The 21,654-nt window shown below is 55.3% G+C and carries 13 protein-coding genes and 1 tRNA gene; 9 read left to right on the top strand and 5 right to left on the bottom strand.

Going from position 1 to position 21,654, the window contains the following annotated elements; genetic code table 11:
• Nucleotides 1–849: 849 nt before the first annotated feature.
• From VEV40_RS13435 to VEV40_RS13410, 6 genes are all read left to right on the top strand, one after another.
• Entirely contained in the window at nt 850–1,140 is a 291-nt protein-coding gene (locus tag VEV40_RS13435; RefSeq protein ID WP_324833002.1) for a hypothetical protein, read from the top strand.
• A gap of 4 nt (nt 1,141–1,144) precedes the next feature.
• Entirely contained in the window at nt 1,145–1,720 is a 576-nt protein-coding gene (locus tag VEV40_RS20780) for a hypothetical protein (protein WP_349255861.1), read from the top strand.
• Nucleotides 1,711–2,007: a hypothetical protein gene (locus VEV40_RS13425; protein WP_349255860.1), complete on the top strand. Its 297-nt coding sequence runs from the start codon at nt 1,711–1,713 to the stop codon at nt 2,005–2,007. The genes VEV40_RS20780 and VEV40_RS13425 overlap by 10 nt, the downstream gene beginning before the upstream one ends.
• A 45-nt stretch (nt 2,008–2,052) precedes the next feature.
• The gene (locus VEV40_RS13420; RefSeq protein WP_324832997.1) at nt 2,053–3,225 is read left to right on the top strand and encodes an AAA family ATPase; all 1,173 of its coding nucleotides are present in this window, start codon (nt 2,053–2,055) and stop codon (nt 3,223–3,225) included.
• Nucleotides 3,222–3,506: a helicase C-terminal domain-containing protein gene (locus VEV40_RS13415; RefSeq protein WP_324832996.1), complete on the top strand. Its 285-nt coding sequence runs from the start codon at nt 3,222–3,224 to the stop codon at nt 3,504–3,506. Before VEV40_RS13420 ends, VEV40_RS13415 begins: the two co-directional genes overlap by 4 nt.
• Before the next feature lie 48 nt (nt 3,507–3,554).
• A tRNA-Leu gene (locus VEV40_RS13410) sits at nt 3,555–3,641 on the top strand.
• Between the two features lie 127 nt (nt 3,642–3,768).
• Here VEV40_RS13410 and VEV40_RS13405 read toward each other — a convergent pair.
• On the bottom strand, nt 3,769–4,419 hold the full coding sequence (locus VEV40_RS13405) for a hypothetical protein (RefSeq protein WP_324832995.1): 651 nt from the start codon (nt 4,417–4,419) through the stop codon (nt 3,769–3,771).
• A 254-nt stretch (nt 4,420–4,673) separates the two neighbouring features.
• Here VEV40_RS13405 and VEV40_RS13400 point away from each other — a divergent pair, with 254 nt between their 5' ends.
• Nucleotides 4,674–5,432, top strand: a complete 759-nt coding sequence (locus VEV40_RS13400) for a hypothetical protein (RefSeq protein ID WP_324832994.1) — start codon at nt 4,674–4,676, stop codon at nt 5,430–5,432.
• 233 nt (nt 5,433–5,665) lie between these two features.
• Here the strand turns inward: VEV40_RS13400 and VEV40_RS13395 are convergent, their stop codons facing one another.
• The 3 genes from VEV40_RS13395 to VEV40_RS13385 form a co-directional block, all read right to left on the bottom strand.
• Entirely contained in the window at nt 5,666–13,450 is a 7,785-nt protein-coding gene (locus VEV40_RS13395) for an RHS repeat-associated core domain-containing protein (protein WP_324833019.1), read from the bottom strand.
• 635 nt (nt 13,451–14,085) lie between these two features.
• Nucleotides 14,086–14,220 carry a hypothetical protein gene (locus tag VEV40_RS13390; protein WP_324832992.1) on the bottom strand — a complete coding sequence of 45 codons (135 nt, stop codon included), beginning with the start codon at nt 14,218–14,220 and terminating at the stop codon, nt 14,086–14,088.
• Nucleotides 14,221–14,610: 390 nt separating this feature from the next.
• Nucleotides 14,611–15,231 carry a hypothetical protein gene (locus tag VEV40_RS13385; RefSeq protein WP_324832991.1) on the bottom strand — a complete coding sequence of 207 codons (621 nt, stop codon included), beginning with the start codon at nt 15,229–15,231 and terminating at the stop codon, nt 14,611–14,613.
• A gap of 570 nt (nt 15,232–15,801) precedes the next feature.
• Here VEV40_RS13385 and VEV40_RS13380 point away from each other — a divergent pair.
• Entirely contained in the window at nt 15,802–18,879 is a 3,078-nt protein-coding gene (locus VEV40_RS13380; protein WP_324832990.1) for a hypothetical protein, read from the top strand.
• A gap of 85 nt (nt 18,880–18,964) precedes the next feature.
• On the opposite strand, the gene VEV40_RS13375 is transcribed toward VEV40_RS13380, so the two are convergent.
• Nucleotides 18,965–19,495, bottom strand: coding sequence for an SLATT domain-containing protein (locus tag VEV40_RS13375; protein ID WP_324832989.1), 531 nt, complete (start codon nt 19,493–19,495; stop codon nt 18,965–18,967).
• A 576-nt stretch (nt 19,496–20,071) separates the two neighbouring features.
• Here VEV40_RS13375 and VEV40_RS13370 point away from each other — a divergent pair.
• Nucleotides 20,072–21,418, top strand: coding sequence for a metallophosphoesterase family protein (locus VEV40_RS13370; protein WP_324832987.1), 1,347 nt, complete (start codon nt 20,072–20,074; stop codon nt 21,416–21,418).
• Nucleotides 21,419–21,654: the final 236 nt, after the last annotated feature.

Raw genomic sequence — 21,654 nt, 5'->3', positions numbered from 1 at the left:
AAAAAAAATCGACGAAATAGCCCTGCATCAGCTTTCCGAAATCGAAGTTGACGGCATTCCAATGCGAGCGCAGAAGCTCGCGGAATGGTCCTCAGCAGTCCGAACTGGCCGTGAACTTGCAGGCGATGCGGGCGGCGTCGCCGGAAGTTCCTTGAACGGGTGGGGACAAGCGGACGCGACAGCATCTACCACACCAACGGCTGGGGCTTTCCTAGCTGGACTTTCGGGAGCGCATTCGGGGAATCGCGGGGACGTTCGGGATCCACGTGGCGAAGATCGCCGCGTTCAAGCTGGACGTGGGGGACTTGGCTGGCCTCCATGCTGCCTTCAAATGCAGATGCCGACACCGGCGATGATGACCGCCTGTTTCGCAAGCTGTACCTCTGAACTTCGCCGGGGGCAGATCGACTATCAGGGAGCTCCGTGCAAGCTGAGTGTTCCAAGACCGGAGGCGCTGCCTTCGGCATCGGTAGGAGTTGTGACACTTCACCCCAGAATGGGAGCTGTGCAGTAACTTGAAGTTACCGTCCGGGAACTTGTTGAAGGCAGGTGGCTAAGAGAAAAAACGCGGGAGTTGGGTTACCATAACGGCAAGCGAAAGTTGTTGTGGGGTAACTCGATGCTGCTGATCCCCTTAGCTCGAAATCGCTCCGTTCCTCTTCCTGCGGCCCTTCCAGCAAGCCAGCCCGCAACACGCGCCCAGCGTGTGGTTCCGATACCGAGTCCAGCCCAGGCGGTGTCCTCAGAAGCCGCCGCTCCGCACTAAATCCGTAGGCACGAAGGTGAGCGAGGAAGAGTTCGCGGCGCTGGAGGCGCGCGCAAGCGGCGGGACGGACGCTCTCGGAATGGATGCGGGATGTACGGCTGGCCGCGACGACGACCGAGGGCGAGCTTATCCGGGAGGTGATGCTGGCCGAGTTGCTGGCGTTGCGCACGCTGCTGTTGAACCTGTTCTTCCGGGCGGCGAAGGGTGAGGCGATCCCGGAAGCGGAGGTGCGGGCACTGATCGAGCGGGCCGACGCGGTGAAGGGAGAGCGGGTGCGGAAGCGGATAGAGGCGGTGCGGAACCAGGCGAGGAAGCAGGCCGGTGTCTCGGCTGAGAAGCCGGAGGCTGAAGAGCCACAGGCAGAGGAGGTCTGAGGATATGGCGGAGTGGGGCCGGAAACAGTACGCGAAGCCATGGCCAAGCCGAACGCGATGGTGGACGCTGGGAGCGGTAGTGCTTGCGGTTGCGTTCTTCGTCTTCGCGGTGTGGTTCGATGGGTACGAGAACTGGACGGCGGCGCAGCGGTTGTATCTCTCGCACTACCTAAAGAGCGGCGCGAGAGCGCAGGCCGGGCCGAGGATGGGATGCGACGTTCAGCGTGCCCAAGAGTGTATCTCTGACCGCGTTAGTCGGCGGGATGATCGAGTGCGTGAGGCCCATCGGGAGAGCGTGCGCACGGCGCTTGACGAGATCGGGCAGCCGGAGATCAAGGGCTACACGCGCGAGTATTTGGAGGCTTCGAGTCCGCGGCGGCGGCAGATCGAAGAGTATATGGAAAAGGCAGGAGTGCGCGGGCTGGCGCCGCGCAGATCGCCGCGCATCAGACGCGCGACGCCAAACAGCCCTCATCGCATGAAGGGGTGCGAGCGCAGCACCAGCGACTCGCAGCCGAACACGGCCAGCAGCCGCAGCACGTTGTCAAAGAGGCGGCGCAGCGGCCCGGTGTGGACCTGAAGCCGGAGCACGCGGGAGTTGCCGCGCACGAGGGCGTGAGCTACGCACGCGAGCGCGGCATGGAGCGCGAGGCCGTAGCCGATGAAAGAATGCTAATGCGCGGTGCCCTCAAGCACACTATGGGCGAGGCTAGGTTGCCGGAGATTCGCGCCGAGTTCGAGCGGCGTGTGGAACGCCAGGAGCTGATCGAAGTGGCGCTCAGACCGGGACTCGCAGGCCGCGCGTTCACGACCGGCGAAATGCAGAATTTCGAGCGCGAACTAATCGAGCGGATGAAGCTGGGCTAGGGCACGCGCGAGGTGTTGGCAGACGGCCACGTACGGCAGCAGACGATGGAGCAGCATCGGCACTTGAGCGTGAGCCAGCGGAACGCGGTCGAGGATGTGCTGACGAGCCGCGACCGCATGATGGCACTTGAAGGTGTAGCCGGAGGCGGAAAGACGACTTCCTTAACCGCTGTCCGTGAAGGGGCGGAGCGCGCGGGCTATCAGGTGGAAGGACTCGCACCGACATCGAGGGCCGCGCAGAAACTCGCTGAAGCAGGCATCGAGACGCAAACATTGCAAAGGCATCTTGCACGGGGCGAGCAGCAAGGCGACGGACAGAAACGGCTCTACGTGGTCGATGAATCGAGCATGGCGAGCACGAAGCAGATACACACGTTCGTCGAGCGACTGAAAGAGAACGACCGCGTGTTGTTCGTGGGCGACGTGCGCCAGCATGAGGCAGTCGAAGCGGGACGACCCTATGCGCAGTTGCAGGAAGCGGGAATGCGCACAGCCAGACTGGATGAAATCATTCGGCAGAAAGACCCGGCGCTCAAAGAGGCGGTGAAGCAGCTTGCACGTGGCGAAGTGCGCGAAGTCATAGGCAATCTAAACAGCCAGTGCCGTGTGCACGAAATCGGCGACCTGCAGGAACGTATCAGCGAAATTGCCCGCGAGTACGTGCGCTCGCCGGAGCGGACATTGGTTGTATCGCCGGATAACGCTTCGCGCCACGAGATCAATGAGGCCATCCATCGCACGATGCAGAGCGAGCGCAAAGTCTCGACCGACGAACAGCGCGTACACGTGCTCTATGCGCGGCAGGGTGTGACCGGCGCAGACCGACAGCATGCACGGAACTACGAGAAGGGCGACGTACTGCGCTGCTCGAAAGGCTCGAAGCCTCTCGGAATAGAGCCGGGAGAATATGCGCGAGTGTCGCACGTAGGCCGCGAAAGCAACACGCTCACAGTGAAGCGGCACGGCGGCAAAGAACTGAGCTACGATCCGCGTCGCTTGCAGGGTGTAACGGTCTACCGCGACAGCGAGCGCAAGTTTGCCGAGGGCGACCGTGTGCAACTCACGGCACCGTACCATGAACAGAGACTCGCTAGCCGCGAACTGGCGACCATCGAGCGAATCGAGAGCGACGGCAATCTGAAACTCCGCATGGACTCGGGAGCGAGGTCGAGTTCAAGACGAAACAGCATCCGCATCTCGAGTACGGTTATGCTGTGACGAGTCACAGCAGTCAGGGCCAGACAGCAGAGCGCGTGCTGATCCACGTGGACACGGAACAAGCTCCCGGCGAACTCGTCAACAGCCGCATGGCCTATGTGGCGGTATCGCGCGCGCAATTCGACGTGCGGATGTACACCAACGATGCGAAGGCGCTGGGATACGAGTTGAACCGCGACGTGTCGCATCCGACTGCGATCCAGCAAGAGCCAGCGGCAACACAGAAAATTGAGCCGCAAGCCGAAAGCATACAAGTCGCGCAAGGTTTGATCGTGAGCTAAAGAATGGCTGTCTTCGGACCAGCTTTTGTATGGTCTAATAGAGATGTTGGCGGGTTGGCGGAACTGGCAGACGCAGGGGTCTCAAAAACCCCCGAGAGCAATCTCATATCGGTTCGATTCCGATACCCGCCACCATTCTGGCGTCTTCTTCAAAAACCAGCACAGAAGGCTTCCCAAGGGTGATCGGTCAGGGCCGAGGCTGATTTAGGAAAAAACCGAAATTTACACATTTTCTTCCACAGTTTTCAGCGTCTCATAGCTATCATGTTGATGGATAAGTATTTGCTGGCAGACGCAGCGGACTCAAAAATCCGCCGGGCTTCGGCCCGTGGGGGTTCGACTCCCCTCCCCGAGGAAAGTCTCCGCACCGTATGCCTGGAAAGTTCGGCAAAAAGAACTGCGACGTATTTAAGGCACTCATCATGTCATACGGATCGCAGTACTCGCACGGCGAACTGTCCCAAGAATGCGGCATTCCAAGTCCGTGGCCAACCTCATGGGCCGCAAAAGCAGTCCACATGCTGTTCGAGTCAAACACGACGCACGCGAGATTGTAAAACTTACCTTGAATTTGCATCGGCTGCTGTCCGTCATAGCAAGCACCACCGTCCTGTGGCTTGTTGGTCACCATGATGATTCCCCAGAACCTGCTCGGGTCGAGGCCGCCCGTTCCGAGTCCCGCACCGGGCGCATTTGCGCACTGCTGAACACGGGACTGCCGGTCCAGCGTATTGTTGCTCGCAAACGGTGCAGGAACCCACCCTACAACAACGCTAGAGTTAAACGAGATCAATCCATAGCTCACGTCGTGATAATAGTCATAGACGTTTCCCGCACCCACGCCGCCGATCGTCAGGAAGAGGTTGATATAGGTATCTAGATCGGTGATCGCTGGATTGAGCCCACTGGGCAAGGTACGCGTCGTGGGTTCATCGGAGAAGGCACATTTTAGGATCAGCCATGGTCTGACGATCGTATTGGACTGCAGCGTGGGCTAGCCAGGCCAAGGCTGCAACGCGTTGTCGGCCTTGGCCAGACATGTTAACGCCAGGACAAAGCTCGTAAGGATTGTGCAGAATTTCATAGTGTGTCGCATGGATCGTTCCTCGCTTGTGCAAGCGCGAAGATCGAGAGACTGCGTGCATTGGAGCGGCTTAGGAAAACGATATGGCAGACGCTGGATTCATCGATTCGGGTTCAACATATAATCATTTCAATTTCGAGTTCGACAACACCCTTGACGGCCCTTCGGCGATAGCTCTTTCTGTGAATTTGTTAGAAACCTGTGAGCAGGACTACGACACCATCGCTTCGTGGTTCGACGGCCTGACTCCGGGAGGCGCTCCTTTCACCGTCCAAATCGGCCCGACGCGAGCGGATCGTAGCGGGAGCAATTACGGCGGCAAGAACATCACAATCGACCTCGGAGCGACCAGCGACTTCTCTTCGGCGCGGTCTGTGCTGGTTGCAGAGTTGATTGAGATCTTCATGACTGCGCAGAATAAGGGTTGGGCCGCAAACAAAAGCAATGGGGAAGGGCTCTCGCAGGCGGCGAGCTTTTTCCTCTATCCGCAAGAGGCAACCGGGCTAGATGGAATTAAGGCATGGTTGTTTGCGCTTCCTCTCTTTCCTCTGCAGAGGAGACCCGACTTTGTCACGAAAACGGACCAGACGGACACGAACAAATTTTCCTACAGGTGCGCTTTGTTGTTCATTTACTACCTCCAGTCACAGCTTGGATTCAATATGCGAGCCATTGTTCAAGCGGCCTCCGACACACTTGAAGGCGTCTACAACAACCTGACACAGGATCATAACGGCTTTTCCACATTTTCGGCTTTGTTGCTGGCAAGGTTTCCTTTGGACCAGGCTACCGGAGAGCAGGGGAGCGAGAACCCTTTCCCTTACCTTCCGCCGCTGTTCTGAGCGCCAGAAATTTCCTGCGACGGCACCCGCTGGGAGGAACAACGTTCCGGAAACTGATTGCCTCCCGAAACATCGGAAATTTTCGAGCCCTTCTCAACAGTGACCGGCCAGTCTCACTCCTCGCATAACGACATTTTGGGTTGATCATGTTCCAGAAAAGGTCGGCGATGTCGCGAACAGCCGAGAGTGTCGTATAGTCATGGTGTCTCCAAGTTCAAAAAGGAAATTCCAGATTAGAAGACTTCTCCACGTTCTCCCGGAGCCGCGATAACAGGAGGGTGCCCGAATTCGGAAACGAACTCATCGTATGCACCCTTATACTCCCAATCCATCTGCGCGATGCTAAACGGTGAAACTGGGCCACCACCTAGTTGGAATGTTATGCCCAAGCCCTTCAGCAGGTTGTACCAATAAATCTTGTTAATAGCGACCTCATATCCGCTGCTCATGACCTGGTAACGTGCACCAAGATAGTTCGCTGCATTTGCCAAGTTAGTATCGTAATAATTTGTGGGTTCCTGTCGTAAGTCGAGTAGGTTGTACCAAGCTTTTGTTATGTTGTTTTTGCTGCGGCTCATTGCGTCCGCTATGTACTTTTGAACGTCTGTGTCGTTCTCTTCTGTCCAAGTTGGTGGAGCGGATGATGCCTGTAAACCGGTAGGAGGGGCGGGGCGCGAGAGTACCTGCGGCACGACTCCAGCCGAGAGCCAATCCAAATTCTCGTTCTCCTCAGCCTGTACCAAAGGCGGGGACGACAGTTCGCGTCTGCCATATACGAAAGTCTCATATACGTATGGGTCCCTTGGCGCACCAGACCCATACGGATACGGTTTCCATTCTGAAGGAAGGCTTTTCGCTTCTCCGGATAAATCAGCCCCCGGATTATCCGGCGCATTCACCAGGGGCGGTGGAGAAATAGTTCCATTATCGTCGGTAGTTGCGCTGGGCACCGTGCTGCTGGCATTTGGGGTTGTTGGAACGATAATGAACTCTTCCCCCATCTGGCAATTGCTACATTCAGCAGAAGTCCCTGGGTAAGGTTCCCACTCATCAGCGTTGCCATCCGCCGACTGGCTCTGAAAGCCAGATGGATCGATCCACTTTAACGGATTGTTCAATGCGTAGCTGTACGGATTCAGGGATTCGCTCCGCATCGGACGCTGAACTATTGGATCCGGCGTAAGAAAGCGGCCCAGCCTGGGATCATAGATGCGGCCGTTCATGTCGAGCAGCTCTAATGGGGCGTCCAACGTTTGTTCCGTGAAATCTTTTCTTATGCTGCCTAATCCCCTCGATGAGGACAGCGCTGGATTCGATGGATCACCATGCATACCAAGAGGCTCGTAATCGACCTCGGCTGTAATAGCAGACGCGTTATTGTCGGTAGCGGCTTGGACCGAACTCAAGTGATCATGATAGAAATAACGAATTGTTTGGCCTACGTCGGCGCGTCGCTCGACCTGACCTATTAAGTGGCCAAAGCCAGGTATGTAATATATGTCCGTAAGTTCACCCTTTTGGCTTCGTTGCTCGTACAGGCCATTCATGTAGATGATCTTGTCACCATTCGACGCTCGCTGCAAGACTCGTTGGTGCATCGCATCGTATTTAAAGACAAAATGTGTGCGCCCGTTCTTCAGCTGGGAGGGCAGATTGAATGATGTATATCGCATATGACGTGCCGGACCGGATATTTGATTGCCCGCTAAGTCGTAACCATATGTTTGGGAATTGACTTGCGTAGCTGCGTGGGGGCCGGCGTTTCTGCCATATTGATAGGTCTGCCTTTCGCCAGGTCCGAATGTTATAGCTCGTTCGAGAAGATTCCCTAGCTCATCGTAAGAAAACGTTTGATCCAATGATTGTGCAGAATTGTTCGGTGCGGTATTTGGGGCTGAGCTTGCGGTCCATTCTCGCAATCTGTCGAGCGCGTCATATTTGAAGTTCTCAGCGACTGTGGAAAGCTGCAGTTGCGCAGTGCGGGACTGCAGTGAGCCGGTTGGAAAGTAGGTATAGGCCAGTTGTTGTACAAGGGTTCCGCCCGCAGATGTCGAGATAGTGCGAAGAAATCCCCGTATGTCGAACCCGCGTTGAGTGTCCGCGCCACTACCGAGCACTTCGTCCGTGATTTGTCCGCGCTCGTTTTCCTTATTTGCTTTCCAAAAGAGCATGCCGGAGTTAGCGTCAACGATTTGCTGCAAGTAGCCGTATGGATTGAATACCTGCCGGATGCCGAAGCGAGGTCCGGATTGCGTATGAGGATATGTGATAGAGGCAACGCGGCCTATGGAATCAAAGCTGATGCCGATTTCATAGCTCTTTCCTGCAATGCGCGAGTCGATCGCGACGGGCCTGCTTATTGTGTCGTAACTGTAAGTCCCTTTTATGCCGCTGTTACTTCTCGCTTGTCCAATCATTCCGAAGCCGTGAGGAGAAATATCCCAACAAAAATCTGTTAAGCCGTCCTTGTCTCTTATCGCTGTTATTCTGCCGAGAGGATCTCGCTTATATCGGGTGAGATGTCCATTCCCATCACGTTCCTCTCGCAAATCGCCGAACGGATTCCAGCTAAATGTGTGCTTTCCGCTGTCGGGATGATCCAGAGTGCTAGGCCGACCCCTAATGTCGTAAGTCGTGTGAATGATATTCCCCCTCGGATCAAGAATGGTCTCGAGAAGATTAAACGGTCCGTAACCGTAGCTGACGGGGATTTCCACATCCGAGTCAGATATGGCCACGCTTTTTGTTACGCGTCCGAGCTGATCCTGTAGGGTGTAGCGTTGATTTTGCAATTCATCGAAGTAAGCAGTCTTCAGATTGATGTGGGTCGTTTTACGACTGCTTCCGTCGGCGTGGGCTAGTCCAATCGGGCGTCCTAATTCGTCGTATGTATACTGCTCTGAACTCGATGCCGAGCACGGCGTGTCCGAGTCTAGGCAAGGTCCATCCTGCTCGCTTACTAAGCCTTGTGCATCATAAGAAGTAAGCAGAATAGTGGTTTGCCCGTCAAAGCCGGTCCAGTCCCGTTCAACCTCATTCATGTATGCATCCGAATAAACACTAATGAGGTAGCCGTCTGCCCGCTTAATGTCCATTTCAGGAAACAAGCCAGACGGATATGTGACACTTACGTTCGCCCCGTCAGCCGGAAGGACAGATCGCGGCCTGCCGAAGCCATCATATTGACGTTTCTGCGTGACCTGATTGATGTCCTCGTAGAGAGCCGTGGAACCAAATGCCGGGTGGATAGCGAATCTTTCGACATGGCCTAACGCGTTTGCCGTAAATGATGGAAACAGGTCTTCCGAGTCAAAACCTAACCGCCAAACACGGGAATGTTTACCTGATTGATCACGGGCGGAAATGCTGGTGGGAATCCCATGGGAATCCACTTCGTATGTTGTCTGGCGATAAGTATCTTGGTTTCCGTTGGGTTCGACGGTCTCGCTCAAGGGCGCACCGGTATTCGGATCCGGAACGAATCCCGTGGTTCTCGTAGTCATAGCGCCGGTAGGAGTAGTGCTGGAATCGACAGCGCCTGTCTGTGCGGAAATCAGCCATAAGGCCGGGTCTTCTTGATATGTTGCGGTCGAGGAGTTGATATAGCCGTCGCCTGTCTTTCGCAAAACTTGCGTCGGATTTGCAAAATTGTCATAACCCATTGTGGTATCGAGGCTGCGAATCAAGGCTTTTGAACCTTGAGAAGCACCTTCGAATTCCTGCCTTAATGTTTCGACCGGAAAGACTGCTACGTAGGAGCCGTCTGCTTTACCACTCGTTTTGTACGTAGTAGTAGTTATTCGCTCATTGAAGCGTCCGCTGTCTGTCAGAGTTACAACCGTGTCAATAACATGAGGACGATACGCCAGCGGATAAGCAGCGAGATTTGCAGTTGGTGGCCCCTGCGTGCTGGCGACCATTGTGGTGTTGTCATAGGTTGTAGTAGTTTGGGCATGGGTCTGCTGGTCGGTCATGGTAATACGCCCGAACCCGAGCCATCCTCGGCCGTGCAAGTCGGTTCGGCCGTCCGCGTAAGAGAAGGTATAGCTGTTGACAGGATCAGAAGGCTCGAGCGAGCCTGCGCGGGGGACACTATACTGGGTCACAACCCAGCCGCCGCGATTCACAACATATGTGTTACCCGGAGAAAACGGTGTTGGAGTACCTGCCGACGAGGCCACTCCGGGCGGAACGGTTGTGGTATAAGCGTCGTGGCTTGACAGCGGAGCGTAGCTAGCCGTTATCAGAGCTCCTCTATCCACGACTTCGGTGAGTAGATCGCGTTTGATACCGTCCCGGACATAGACATGGATGTCGCCATCCAAGATTTGCACGAGATCCATCAAGCCATCGCCGTTCGCGTCAAATACTCGAAGATTTGAACCGGAACGTATTGGGTTTCCCATTTGATCAAGGAGCGGTGTCGATTGATAGTGACCATTGTCTCCAGTAAGAAGGGCATAGAGGTACGAGCCCATGTCACTCGAGCCCCAAGCCTGTGAATAACTATCGTCGAAGTGCGGCACCCAAACGATCATTCCCAGCTTGTGAACGTTTAGCGCAGGATTGCTGTTCCAGAGCTGAACAATACGAGTTTGGTTGCCTCGAATCAGGTCTGCTGTCACCCACTCGCCGCCGGATCCCTGACCCATATTTATGGATTGCCAACCTATAGAAAAACTGTTGTTCGCATCGGGTACCCATACGTTCATTCCGAGCTGGTTCTGGTTCTGGTTGTCCCACACTTGGGTGATGGCATTTTTACGACCTGGCATGTGTACCGGGAGCCAGCGCATCGTGGGAACGAAGTCCTGATTCGTATCACCGCCGCCGATTCGCGAGTATGTGTTGTTACTATTCGGCCTCCAAACGATAACGGAGATTTTGTTGTGATTAGGCCAGAACTGAGCAATCTCGGTCTTGCCATCACCGAACATGTCGATTGGAACCCAAACGACCTCCCCGGAGCCCGGGCCCATATCGCTCGATGTCGACGCAAGTGAATAACTGTAATTTGCATTCGGGGCCCAAACATTCATGCCGACTGTATTGTTGTTGTCCCAAAGCTCCACTATCTCGGTCTTGCCGTCCCCGTGCATGTCCACGGGTAGCCAGACGGCCTTGGATTCGAGCGAATGGCCGGTGTCTCCCGCGCAACACACTTGCGAGTAGCTGCCATCAGCATTCGGACGCCAGACGATAAAGCCCAGATTCCCGTGACTATTCCACAACTGCGCAATTTCGGTCCGGCCGTCTCCCTGCATGTCCACGGGTAGCCATTTCTCCGCGCCCGATCCCTGGCCCATAGTTGCTCCCCAAAGCTGGGAGAAACGGCCATCCGGATTCGGACCCCATACAATCATGGCGAGTCTGTGGTCGTGATTGGAGTTGTCTTCCCAGAGCTGTACGATCTGCGTCTTGCCATCACCGAACATGTGTACCGGCAACCACTGCAAAGCGCCCGATCCCTGGCCCATATCGCTCTTGGACCATAACTGCGAATAACTATCGTTCGCATTCGGAGCCCAGACGGTCATGCCGAGCCTATTGTAGTTGTCCCATAACTGGACTATTTCTGTGAGACCGTTCCCCTGCATGTCAACGGGTAACCAAGCTGACGCCTGCGGTCTTTGCTCAACACTGGTGTAAATTAAATCCTGCGTTCCGTTGCCGTCGTAGTCGAACGTAGCCGGATTCATACTCCGAGGAAGAGCACCTTGAGTGATCTGAACTGGAGTGTCGAATCCGTTTCCCGTGTTGACGGCTATATAAGGATGTTGATCGGCAAAAGGAAGTGCTGGGGGAAGCGACGGCGCGGATGGAACAGACACAGAATCGGGGAGACCGTCTCCGGTGACGTCGATGAAGTAGTCGTTTCGCGGCGGTGTGTACGCGTCACCTGCGACTAAAGCGAGGTTCGGCGGCGGGAGAACCGGGCAGAACTGTATACCTGGTAGGCAATTCCGTGGACTTAGCCGGTAGGCGGCATACCAATTCGTACCTCCAAGATCGCGTAAAAGGAGGTCGGTTGTTCCTTCCCTGAAGATATCCGACATGAAGACGTTCGTTAGTCCCGAGACTGGAGTACTTCCTGGAAAGAACATTAGTTGTGGCCCAAGGCTGAGACACGGGTTTCCGGGTGTACCACATTTCTGCTGAAGAAGAGGCGGCAGCAAGGCTCTTCCTTGATTCAGTTGAGAGGACCACAGCGCCCCCTTTTCCCCCGGAGTTGTGATCAAGTGAACCAGGTCAGGAAATCCATCACCGTTGATATCACCAACGTAGGTCGAGATGTCTGGAGGGTTTGCCGTCCCAAGTATCGGCATCGGCGTCGGAGTTGTTGTGAGGACAAGGTTTTGGGTATCCCCTCCAAAAAGACCACTAAATGGATTCCACTGGGCAGGTGGAACGGACGATGCAAGGTAAATGGATGTCAAGAAATTTTGGTTCCATGTCGTGCTGACGCTACACGTGTGTGGAGTAGGATGGTCGCAATCTTGGGTGACAAAGTAAGAGAACAAATCTGCCCGACCGTCAAGATCGAAATCCAACGCAGTGAGTTGGTTGAAGCAGCCAACAGTTATACCTGAAGTGGCACAGGTCGCGGGATTAAAGATCGAGTACGTGAGCGGGTTATTGAAAGTAAAAGGAGGGACCCCGGAGTCCGGAGCCCCGGCGGTTTGGGGACTAAGTAGGAATAGATCGTCCGGGTTAGGCGCGGGGAAGACGGACTGTCCGTGCGAGATTGCGTCGTAACAAGAACTGAGACGGTAAGCGGCTTGACTTAGGTTTGCTTTGTTATCTTGGGCAGAGTAGATGATGTCGTCACAACCGTCTCCATTGATATCCCCAGTAAGGACCTGTCGAAAAACCGAACCTACCGAAGTTGTATTTTCCCCAACCGCAGTGTCGTCATGAATACCGGTATCGATGTCCGTGAATCTATCGGGGACTTCAACCGTGTATCCAAATTTTGAAGGGGCCAAACATATCTGATTGGCATCACATTCGGAGACACTAGACAATAGACTTCGCCCGCTCCCACTCGAGACGTTGTATTTCAAAAGGTACGATTTCACAAGAGAGGTTTCGACCGGGTTTGGTGCAGATAGGTTGATTTGTGACACGCGGTGGCGCAGTTGCAGCCTGAAACCTGATATAAAGGTCGTTTGGGTATCGGGGCGTTCTTCATATATGAAATTCACGGAACGCCGAGGAGCAAGGCTTTGATCTAAAGTTCCTGTGTATCTGATGGCCTGCGGCAGCTGTTCATAACCTTGCAGGTTCGCTGGATCACCTGTAGTCGCATACGTAACCGTCATGTTGTTTCCGAAGCGGTCTTGTACTTCAGAGAGTGACCACGTCAAGCGAACCGTTTGCGTAAAGTCTTTATTAATTTTCTGGCCGGCAAGCGAGGCGGGAGTGCTCTTGAATCGCTGACCTTCGAGGCGAGAATCTTTTGTTGTTCCGTAGAAAAATATACGGCCGTCTTTTAAACGCACTTCGAAAGAGAGCGGTCCCATGTCGTCTGTGGGTCCGTTGATAACGCGTGAAAACTGCTCGTCCTCCGTTCGGTATTCGGTTCCGGCGGCTCCGAAAACGCCAGTAACACCATCGTTCACACCTGGAAACGCGACAAGCCTCTGCCCGTCCAAACAGAGCGCATCCGTCTTGTCGAATTGAATGGCGGCATTGAAACCATCGCGCGCAATGTCACGCTTACACCGGGTGATACTGGAGAGGCCTTGCAGGACCCAACCCACTCCAAGTGCTCCATTCTCCTTAGTGCTGCTATACTCTATCGCCAGCGTCGGCTGTATTGCTCTTCTGCCTTTGGGGACCCAGATGGGGTACGAGTATGTAGCAGCCCCATCCGAGTTAACGGAAAACCGGCCAGTGGCCGCTGCGCCCGTCGAATTTGAATCCGTTGGAACAATGCTGTCTGAAGGAACAGGGAGCGGTGGAGGTGGAACAAATGACTTCGCTAGCGGAGCTTTGCATCCGCAAGCCGTAAGCATGAAAGCAATGAACACAACCGTTGTGTGAATCACGAGGGCACGTAAACATTGAGATTGCGAAGAGCTACCGTATGAAACGGTCAATGAGTACCAACGCGGAAGCAACATGGCACCTCCACTCCACGGTCAAGGGTTCATCAAATCTGCTCCCTGGTTCAGCTGTTGGACGCGGAGTATAGCACCAAATCAAGGCACTTGTACGAACCGCAGTGTGATGATGCTGAAGGTCGGCCTCCAAAATGGGTCGCAACCGCTGCGCTCGTCATCGTTGAGATAGAAGAACAGATTGTAGTCTGATGAGTCTCCGTATGAGAGCAAATATATCGGCAGTCACGAAATAGGGTTTTGGCAATTGTTTGGGGCCCTACCGATCTACCTTGTTCTCGATTGTCGTTGGAAGGTCACCCAGCTGCTTTTGAAATGTTGAGAAATCAGTCGTTCTCGTCGTCATCGCAACTTGAGATGGCACCCGGATAACCCATCGAGCCGTGGAGAGCAGTTGTGGAAATCGCGGCATACAGTCAGTCCCTCCGTCTTGGGTGAATGTTCGCCATGGATTCCCACTGCGGCATTAAGTTTTAGGAATCATCAAGTCGAGATGTTACCGATTCGTTCACATACCCCACAAGTACACCCTATTTCCCTTCCAGCTTGGGCCGTTGTTCGAGCAACCACACAGTCAGGTCGTTGGCCAGCCGTTCATCCTCGCCGCCGTGATGTTTGTCCGGATGGACGAGCCGCAGCAACTGGCGCCAGATGGTTGCCGACATCCTGATGCCCGTACGAGAAGGAGTTGTGGGGGCTGAGTAGGTTGCTTTTGTCCGCCAAAGGGATTCGGAGTGCGTCGCTTTCGTCCCCCAATGGGATAGCAGTACGAGTAGTGCGTTTCCATCAGCCCCGGCATTCCTTTCTCCTCCGGTTCGAGCGGGATGAATTGTCCGTTGTCGAGAGTGGCCCAGACGATCGCGAGACCGCAATATTTGCAGGTACCGTCGCTCACGCGGGTGCAGGGTCTGAAGGATCCACGGAATTTAACTTGCATGGCTCTCGCTCCTCCTCGAACTCTCTGGACGAAACTGCGTCGATATCGTTCCAATGTTCCTATCGTTCCCGGTGTCTCCGGTTCAAGGTTCGGAACGATGGAACAATCGGAACAATATCTAACCCGCGCCAGCAAAAACAACGAACCTCCGAGACTTTCTGGAGTTTGGGTTTCCTTTGATGACGAATCGTCGTTCGCCTAGTACCCTGCGGTCATAACGGGCGAGCAGTCTGCCGAACGAAGTGCGTTGTGCTGGACTCTGTTCCATGGACCCATCGCCGGTCAGCTGTGGGAAGAGGTCAAGGTCGCGGCACTTCGTTACTAGTTGAGTGTAGGTGTACTCAAGGTCAACCTGCATCTCCCTCACCAACTCGCTCATTTCAGCCCCGTCTTCATCGACGACGATAGTGCCTTCGAGCGGATCGAGCGGGCAGCCGAATCCTGCCGACTCGACGATCCCGCCGATAATGTCCGACCACTCGGGGAAAGCACTATTAACGCGGCTGGGCCCTGGAAATAACTTCTGGTCCCAATGCCGCACCAGAGCCCAGTGGGCCGCCAGCAATTCGGCGCGGCGTTTGTGGAGAATGACCGCGTCGAGTTGCTTCTTATAAACGCGATCTCCGGGATGTTCCCAACTCTGATGGAGTTCGATCACTAATGAGCGTCGAGCCAGGTCCGGCGAGATAGTCAGCGCCATTTCCGGTGACAAAGGTGGTAACAATATTGGGTCCGGCAACGATTCGATTGCTGCCCAGCAGACGGTCTCCCCATAGGGTGGATGTAAGGAAGGCTTCAAGCGCGGGAGACTTAAAGTGCCCACTGACGTTGTCAAATACGAGCGACAGGTTCCCGCTGCGCACGAGGGAGGTGAGTAGCTTGCGCAGCGGAGTTCAACGTCCCGATCTTCCTCACTTACGAGTAATCTGCGGCGTACTGCGCGGGGAATTTGGGTGAAGGCGCTTCGTGTTGGAGCGCTTTCGCAGAGAGCGGCGGGTCCCCTGAAAGGAGTTACTTAGAACGCAAGTCATTCTTACGGTCGGGGAAAGCGGGTTTAGCATGCAAAGACCTTATGCCTGTTTGCGATGGACAATCCGAGACTGATCCATTAGCCTTATTGCGCCTCGGCAGGGCTCGGCCCGCGGACGACAATAGTGGAGCGCGGAGATGTATGAACCAGTCTTCCGACTATGGCATTTGGCGCGTAGGACTGGAGCAACTGCTTTTTCAGCCATTTCAATTCAAAGGTTAACGGGCCGCGGTCGGTTGGGTCTGGTTGTCGAGCGACTTCCTAGGAAGGGCACTCGCCATGTGGAACAGCAACGGAGACATTATTGGCCAGACAGTAGAAGCGGTCGATCCCGGCGACATGCACGTGACGGGGCGCATTGACGGCAATAGCCGGGTGCGGCTGCGCAGCTCGGGCGGGTCAATTACCGTCGATGGGAGGATCGATGGCTCAAGCATCGTGCACCTCGTCGCGTCGACTGGATCTATAACGATTGGGGGGAAGATTGACGGCGAGGCGATTGTGGTACTGGTGAGCCCCAAGGGAACGCTTACGATCGGCAGCAAGATTGATGGAAGCAGCACCGTCACCCTGGAGTGCGAGGGCAATATAAGCATTGGAGCCCAACCAGGCGGTGATGATCCGAAGATCGATGGTAGTAGTTCGGTCTCGTTGACTAGTAACAGCGGCACGATAACGCTGGCTGGGCGGATAGACGGGAGCAGCGGCGTAACAATCACAGCAGCTGTTGGCGCAATTAACATTGACAACCGGATTGATGGCAGTTCGACCCTTCACGCGTTTGCGGGCTCGAATGTATTGATCGGCGACAAGATCGATGGATCGAGTCGGGTCGAGATCGTAAGCAACGGTGGTTCGGTGACGATCAACGAGAAGATCGATGGCAATTCGGTGGTCACGCTGAGCGCCGGTGAAGGCATCGGGATTGGCATCGGCCAAAGTGGAGGGGACGAAGACCACAAGATCGACGGCAACTGTTCCGTTACCGCAATTGCGGGCGGACAGATCAAGTTGGGAAGCCGTATCGCCAAGGACAGGACAACGGTTGACTTCGCAGCTGGCGGGCCCATCATGATCATGGGAGATATTGGCTTTGACTCCAAGGTGCGATTACTGTCCGTTGCCGGAAATATCACGGTCGTGGGGGGCATCACCGGCGTCGGGACACGGCTGATCACGTGGCCGAAGGGTGCGGCGAGTCCGCAGGTAACAGCGGGAGCGACTTGGATAGAGCAAGAATGGGCAGTTCCCGAGGCGCTGACACCAGGCCCCAGGCAGGAGGGGTACTGGTGGGAGAACTGGCCACAATCATTCGGGTACGTCGCCCCCTTCCGGGTGGTACCCCGCACCGTCGATGACCTCGTAAACGCGGTCATAGGGACCGGAACCTCTGACAACCCGGACCTCACGCCGGTCAAGGCGGTCGGAGGCGGGTGGTCCTTTACCGACGCTTCGTTGCCCTTCATCACGCCGGGAGAGGTAGAGAGGGCCTCCCTCATCAAGCGGGGGACGTGGCAGCGCCAAGACTTTCGCGGAGTCCTGCAGGGGCTAAACGACAGCTACCCGACACCATTCGATCCATGGCCAGAAGCGGTTACCCGGAGCGCCGCGACATTCACAAAGTATCAGCAAAATGCCTTCTTGCAGGTAACGCAAAGTGGCGCCCAGCTTCCCTCTTCGCCCAAAGTCAGGCTCATCGACACGCGCACGCTGGCGTCGAGCCTTCAGAGCGAATTCCCGTCTATTCGCGCCGCGCACCCAACGCAGGAGATCCTGTTTCACGTTGAGGCTGGAATAACTATGGCGGATCTGCAACAGGTCCTCGACCACCAGCATCCGCGATTGGCGCTTCGAGCAACGGGTGCATCGTCGGGGGCCACCTTGGCGGGCGCGCTTTCAACGGCGACCCACGGCGGCGAGTTCAATGCGCCCTTGCTGGTGGACTATGTCCGGGCAGTGCACATCGTCGGGCCTGGTGGGGAACAGTGGTGGATTGAGGGAGACGTGCCGGTGGCCGATCAGGCCAATCTGCAGAATCGGTACCCAGCAATCGACCCGGCGCACTTCATCGCCGCAGGTTGGAACGGGATTCCCGGCCTTAGCTCCCAAGACGTGCTGGATGCGGTCATCGTCTCGATGGGAACGATGGGCGTGATCTACTCCATGGTGATATCCGTCGTTCCGCAATTCGGAGTTCATCAGGTCGTGCATCCGACGAGTTGGCCCGAATTGCTGGCTGCGGCAGGGACGACGGTGACCGCCCTTAGAGCGGGAGACCCTGCGGCAAATGAGGCCGTGCTCAATGCGCTGATGGATGGGAACCTCAACGGTACCGGCATCTCCAGGGATAAGAACGAGTACATCGACCTGGCGATCAATCCGTTGAATCTTGATTGTTGGGTCGTCAACCGCGAAATAACGGCGAGCCCACAAGACCCGAACAACGCGTCGGCGAGCATCGGAGACTACTTGACCGCGTTCACACGCGCTCTTCAGCAGCACTCGACAGACGGCATTCAAACCGTCTCCTCGGGCGGCACTCGAACCCTTCAGGACACTATGTGGGCGGGGCGGGTATTCGACTTCCTATCCTGGGGAACAGACCTTCATAACCTCCTTTTTAACGACCCCGGTAACATCACTGGGCTGCTTGGGATCCTTACAGCTTCGGGAAACCCTTTGGGGACGGCGATGGGCATAATTAGCGCTCAGGCGGTCCTCAACAAGGTTAACCAGTCTGGTAACCCGGACCGCGGCCATCAATTTTTGGCAGACGTGCTGAGCGGACTGTTTCACGCTATGGAGGGGACAGAGCCTGGGAAGAACTCCGATTCCACCGCTGTCTCTCACGAGGTCGGCGCAACTGGCTGGCCGGCAAATGGTCTGCCTGGTCGGGGCCTCGAGATCGCCTTAGGACCGCAGAACGCCTTTACGTTCCTCCAGACTGTTCTTTTTGATGACGTACTGCCCAATACGATAGCTGCGGCGAATCAGCCTCTCTTGGGCTACATTTCGATTCGTGTATGCCCGAAGACCAACTCGCTGATGGGCATGCAACAGTATGCGCCTTCCGTGATGATAGAGGTCGTTGCCTATCGATCCCCAGAATCCAATAACGTCATGGACACCATCCAACAGAAAGCGGTGACATGGGCTGCTATCGGGCCGAGGCCGTTGCTGCACTGGGGACTTGAAAACGATCAAGTCGACCATGCGTTCCTAGTTCAAACGCCTCTGGGTGCGACGTACAAAGCGGGGATGACACGTCTGGAAGCTTTTAAAGCAGTCCGCGAGGCTCTTCGGCACGGGCACGCCCCGGTATTTGACAACGCCTTTAGCAACCGAATCGGCGTGTAATCTTGGTAATGTGTGGCTGGCGGTGCCGCATCCGAGGGATAGGTGTCGATGACGCCGTCGAGGTGGAAAGAGAAACATATCATGCTCATGAACGATACAGGCCAAGGGCCTCCTGAACGTATTCCACGTCTGCGTAACGGCGTTCCACCATTGAGTAGATGCGGGGCATGATCACAGGCGCTGAATCTTCTAATTCGTCGAGGCGTTGTTGAATCTGGGTAATCTGGTCTTCGGTCGGAGCGCCACCGGCAGCAAGGGTGGCCAATGAGTGTTCCAGGCTCCGGATAACTGCCTTGTACTTCACTCCCGCGGCACGATGGCGCTCGGCTCGAGCTGGGAAGTCAAGGAAAGTCTGTAGAGCCGACAGGACCGCTGCTGCAACGCTGAGCAGACCCACCCAGAGCGACACCGTCGATTTGGCTGCCAGCTCCTGAAATACTGACGTACCGACTATAGTGGACAAGATTATCGCAGCGGTGCCGAAGACATACTTTGACCACTCATAGATCCGAGCAGCGGTGTCGTGGCGGTCGCGTCCTTTGTGAGCGTGAATTAGCCAGCCTCGCAAAAGTTCGCGCTGGGATCCCGGCTCGAAGAATCGTTGAGTACTTGGCATGCGCCGCCCGGCTCCCTAGGATTTCTGCCCGAGTCGGAGAGCAGGACACGAGTAGAGCGCCGGTTTGCAGTAATGTCAAGGTTATTTCTTAACTTTGGGATGCGAATCTTAGGAATACCAATGGCAAGCTATCCTTGATTAGGATTTTGACAACGGTGAGCCAACCGTCTCAATTATGGGAGCCCCTGTGTGAACGATTATGATTCGAGGTTCTTCTGTTAGCCTCCGCAAGAGCGGCCATCAGGTACCAGCGGGTGTACCACCAGGTAGTCGCTAGGTCGATTTTCAATGCTCGTTGTTGGTCGCCTGCGGAAATGATGGCGTTCGTGATTCCGGTTTCACCGGAGGTATCGTCTGCGACCTCAGCGTTCGCAGATGCCCGAAGCAAGAATTAGCTCGTCGATGAATCCCGCCAGAAGCAAGATGCTGGGAACCAGTTTCGCGGGGCAGGCTTCTCAGGCCAACTAAGTATGGCCTCCTGCAGAATTAAATTGCCATTAATCCTCGCACTTATGGGAAACTTAGAGGCTTTAATTTACGAGAACCAAGACGCAATCTACCCAGGAGAGTACGTGCATGCCTGCTAAAACAAACCTTCTTGGACCAAGCGGTCAACTCTATGCTGACCCCAAACCCACTCCCGATGAAAACGCATTTCAGGTTAACAACACCAGCGATGCCTACTACAACTCGCCGTACTATCTGAAGCATAAGAATGAAGTACAGGCTATCCCGCCAAGTCGCACCGGCGCACTACCCTATCTAAATCTCGCCAACTTCGTGCCCCAGGATTTGATGGCAGCTATCACAACGTCGGAGAAAATTACATTCCATGCGGTTGGAGACACCGGGGCTGCCAAAGTGGACAAACACCAGACCGCGCCCACCGCAATTGCTGATGAAGCAGCCGTGGCCGATGCTATGGACGCCGATGTACAGACCTCCGGGGTCGATGGTCCGGCGTTCTTTTTCCACTTGGGAGACGTCGTTTACAACTTCGGCGAAGCGCAATATTATTACGACCAGTTTTACGAACCCTTCCGTGAATATGATCGTCCGATTTTTGCAATCCTAGGCAATCACGATGGCATGGTATTTGGTTCATCATCGAGCGCCCCTCAGGTCCCTACGCTGGCTGCCTTCCTGTCGAACTTCTGCGCCGCAGCTCCTGATCCGTCACCCGATGCGATGAGCATTACTCGCACCGTGATGACACAACCGGGAGTGTATTTCACTCTCGACGCTCCGTATGTTTCGATCATTGGGCTGTACAGTAACGTTCTGGACACGGGCGGAGGCATTATTTCTTCGCGAGGCGGACACTTCCCTCTAGTGGATGATCAACTGTCGTTCCTCACGGGAGAATTGCAGCGCCTAAAAGCGGACAGGCAAGCAGGGAAGCGCGCTATTATCATTGCCGTCCATCATCCGCCGCTGTCGATAGATGCCAAGACCGGCGGGAGCGGCGGCCTGATGAAAGATATTGATTCCTGTTGCGAGAAGGCACAGCTATGGCCAGATGCAGTGCTTTCCGGACACGCGCACCTCTATCAGCGCTTCACGAGAACTGTAAATGGAAGACAAGTGCCCTACATTGTCTCCGGATCGGGCGGATTCGCAGCGACGGCCCCACCGGAAGCCGTCCCGCCGGCCGGTACGGTAATCGGCGATTACAAGCTTGAGGTGGATCCAATCGTTAAGTTTGGGTATCTGACGCTGACAACAGACGCCAGATCGCTGACGATAACCTTTAAGGCGGCGCTGCGTGGCAAGCCGGTGACTCAAGAGGATTCCGTTACGTTGGATTTGACGCAAGGAAAAATTCTAGCCAGCGGAGCGAACCGGGCCGCCCAAAAAGGAACGAATAAACGCCCCACCAAAAAGACAGCTACGCCTGCGAAAGGCACCAAGAAGAAAGTGTGATTTTGAGCTCTCACATCGCACCTTCGCATAAGACGCACGAGACCTACGAAGGGGTCGTTAAATCGGTGGATAATCAAATGACTCACTTCGATATGTCTGCGCTTAAGCTCGTCAAACAGCGCAATGAAAACGCAGTGACTCTAAACGTCCCGTCTCGATTAATCGGACCAGGGGATTATAGCGTTGCTTTGTATAGGGTAGACGGCGATCAAGACAAGGAGCTTATTGCAATTCTC

This window comes from Alloacidobacterium sp. (assembly GCF_035631355.1).
Taxonomy (GTDB): domain Bacteria; phylum Acidobacteriota; class Terriglobia; order Terriglobales; family Acidobacteriaceae; genus Alloacidobacterium.
Note: the sequence above shows the minus strand (reverse complement) of the source record. Positions and strands in the feature narration are given on the sequence as shown.